We start from the raw sequence: 3,403 nt of genomic DNA on the forward strand, positions 1-3,403 counted from the left end.
TTAACAGAAAAGTTATTTACTTATGGGATGTAAGTGCTTACGGGGGTTAAGTTTGCTATTTGACCTTAATCCAAAGGAATCTTCAAAAGAACTGTTTGGTCGAGAAAGGGAGCTTGAAGAACTCACCCATCTTGTTAGAGCTAGGAGGTGGGTCGCTGTCCTCGGTCCGAGGATGGTTGGGAAAACAAGCTTAGTAAAAGTGGCTGGAGCAGAATTAAAAAAGGCTAAAACAAGAGTCGTTTATGTAAACCTTTGGGGAGCAAAGGGAACAGGCGGCTTATTGAAAGCCGTAGCACGAGGTCTTAATGATGAAAAAAGCATTCTGCGGGAGATGAAGGATTTGGCTCAGAGGATTGAGGGCGTGTCTATAGGACCCGGCGGTATCTCGATATCAATTTCCAAAAAACCCATGACGACGATGTGGGATCTATTGGAAGCAATTGGAAGCAGGGCGGAAAATTGTGTTATAGCACTTGATGAAGTTCAAGAGATTGTAGCAATCTCCGGCCGCCTATTAAAACTGTTAGCTAATATCTTTAATACACACCCGAACATAGTCTTCATATTCACCGGATCCATGTTTGGTCTTATGAAAACATTGCTTGAGCCAACTTCGTCTTCACCCCTTTATGGACGTTCTCCTGCAAAGCTTTATCTTCAGCCCTTCCCAAAAGAACTTTCCATTAAATTTTTAAGGAAAGGTTTTGAAGAGAACAAACTAACTCCAGAAGATGAAATAATAAATGAAGCTGTTGAAAGGCTTGACGGCATTCCAGGATGGCTAACCCTCTATGGAAACAACATAGCAGTGCGCAAACTTCCACACCGAAAAGCTCTTGAAGAAACCATTTCTGAAGGCATAAAAATCGTGAAGGACGAACTCGAGCATTTTCTTGAGGGCAGAGACAAACAAGCCTATTTGGCAGCCCTCAAAGCAACAGCAACATCAGCTCGCTGGTCCGAGATAAAAGGAGCCGTAGAAATAGCAAAAGCATCCGCAGTGAACGACGCAACAATCTACCGCATAATAGAAAACCTAAAAGCTGCTATGCTAATTGAAGAGAAAGATAAAACCTACAGAACCAATGACCCCATGCTTAGAAAACTTCTGCTAACCTCACAAATAACTTAAGGGCCGTAAGCACTTACATGAGTAAAACATGAGCGGCATGTTAACCATAAAACAGAAAAAAGAGGAGTTTTGCGGGTGATTTCTCCACGCTGTGGGGAGTGCAAATCCCACCCCCCCGCATCAAAAATAAAGCCTTTAGGAGGCTTATTTTGGCTAAAGAAGCTCATTCTTAGGATTTTTAGGCGGGGTGAGATTTCAGATATTTTTACTGGTAAAATTTGTTAAGACCTAGGAAATTTGTGTGATTTCAAAAATGATTTAAGTTGTTTTGTGTATCTTATATTTGGGTTGGTGGCTTAACGGATGAGTTCTGTTGTTGCTGTTCTTTCGAAGTATGAAGAGAACACAAAGTGGGCTAGTAGACATTATGAAGAGTTGAAGAAGAAGTACGTGGATGAATGGATTGCGGTTTTGAACGAAACGGTAGTTGATCATGATCGAGATTTAAGCAGACTTGTTAAGAGGCTACGCAAGAATTATCCCGAAAACTACAACGAAATTGCTATGGAATATATAACCGCAAAAGAAATAGAGCTTATCCTTTGAGAAGTGGTTTCTTGCGTATTCCGTGCTTCTTTAAACCAGAAATTTTTGAAGCAGCTTATTTAGTTGCCATACTCGAATCTAAAACCCCCGGAATAAATGAGACTATCCAGTTTTTAGTTGATACGGGTGCTTCAAGAACCACCATATGCGACAAAGACTCATTAAGATTAGGAATAGATTTTAATAAATTGGAACGGTTAAGTGAGGGCATGCTTGGAATAGGCGGGCTAGTCGACGCATATGCCATGAAAAATGTAAAATTAACTTTCAGAAGAGAAAACGGAAAAAGCCACGTAGAAAGCATGGAAAGAATATACGTGTTAAGACATGCAATTCAAGATGAACGTATAATGCGAATACCAAGCATCCTCGGAAGAGACATCCTAAACAAGTACGCCCTCGTATACGACAAAAGACATGAAACTGCATACATAACTGATGAAAAACCATCCATGCTCTAGCTGTCTAACTCTCTCAGATTTTTAACAAACAACAAAATAAATTTTCAATTTTTACTGGTAAATTTGTGCGGAAATCCCACCCGCACTACTTAAAACCGATAGTTCAAGAAAACATTCATATCAATATCAATAAATACTCTTATCTTCCCACTTCAGAGCAAACGTACTATGCGCCAAGACCGCATAACCATGACCAAAAAGTAGTTAAATCCCTTTTTATTTGATTATGGCAAGCGGTGATTCTTCCGCATGTTCTTTCTTAGGGAGCTGGCGTACTCGCGGATCGATGAAATTCTGGAGTCAGGCTGTCCATGTATCTCGCATTCTGAGAGCGTGTCAAGGCTTATCTCACTCCTATACTCGACTGAGAGCTACGAAGCGTTGGTGACAAACAGAGATGTTGCTAGGATTGTCACTGTTAGAGATATTATGAGAGTAATGCATCCTGAAAGGAGCTCTGTTTCAAGGATCGCGTTTAGGCCCCCAAGCTTATCTCTTGACACACCAATATACGATGTTGCCTTGAAACTTGTTGAGAACAGAATTAGGATGCTACCCATTACGAAGGATCACTCCGTTGAAGGCGTGGTTCGGCAAACCAGGATCTTGGAGAAGATGGCTGACTGTGAGGACCTTAAGGATTTTCTCTCTGAAGATCTTATGGTTAAAGATCCATTCAAAGTTTATCGAGATTCTTCAGTAGGGGAGGTTAGAAGCTTAATGCTGAAGCGGGGAATCAGTCACACCCCGGTTGTTGACCAAGAAGGTAAGCTTGGAGGTTTAGTTACGGCCAAAGACATTGTTTGGAACTTCTTCAAGCCGCGTGAAAGAGTGACTGTTGGAGAGCGAAGAGGAGAGAAACCAAGGATCTTCAAGATGGATATAAAAGGAGTAATGGACACGCATCCGCTTCACGTCTCGCCGAGGACGCCGATAGTAGATGTCGTCCGTGAAATGGCATCCTTGAGGAAAGGCTACTGTCTGGTCCTCGAGAAACACAAACCTGTAGGAATAATAACGCCGAGAGATGTGATAAAGCTTCTAATCGAGTTCAAGCCAAGCATTCACATGCCGTTATACGTGTTCGGATTCCAAAACGAAGATGAGGCTGAAATGGAATCAGCTAAGAGAAAGATAGAGCGAGTTGCAGTGAGAGGGCTAAGAATGCATCCGAGCCTACAAGAGATTGTTGTGCATGGAAAAACAATTCGAGTGACCGGAAACAGAAAGAGGTATAAGGTAAGGGCAAGGGCGTACACTCCTA

General features: G+C 41.9%; 4 protein-coding genes. All 4 read left to right on the forward strand.

The features are described 5' to 3' along the window. Positions 1 to 52: 52 nt before the first annotated feature. Positions 53 to 1,132: an AAA family ATPase gene (locus ACUVXA_RS18435; RefSeq protein WP_445872753.1), complete on the forward strand. Its 1,080-nt coding sequence runs from the start codon at positions 53 to 55 to the stop codon at positions 1,130 to 1,132. Between the two features lie 303 nt (positions 1,133 to 1,435). Then, positions 1,436 to 1,678, forward strand: a complete 243-nt coding sequence (locus ACUVXA_RS18440) for a DUF5678 domain-containing protein (RefSeq protein WP_445872754.1) — start codon at positions 1,436 to 1,438, stop codon at positions 1,676 to 1,678. Positions 1,679 to 1,689: 11 nt separating this feature from the next. Next, complete coding sequence (locus ACUVXA_RS18445) at positions 1,690 to 2,139, forward strand: aspartyl protease family protein (protein WP_445872755.1); 450 nt, start codon at positions 1,690 to 1,692, stop codon at positions 2,137 to 2,139. 249 nt (positions 2,140 to 2,388) lie between these two features. Continuing rightward, positions 2,389 to 3,403, forward strand: a 1,015-nt coding sequence (locus ACUVXA_RS18450; RefSeq protein ID WP_445872756.1) for a CBS domain-containing protein, incomplete at its 3' end; no start/stop codon positions are given.

The sequence above is a fragment of the Candidatus Jordarchaeum sp. genome (assembly GCF_052745115.1).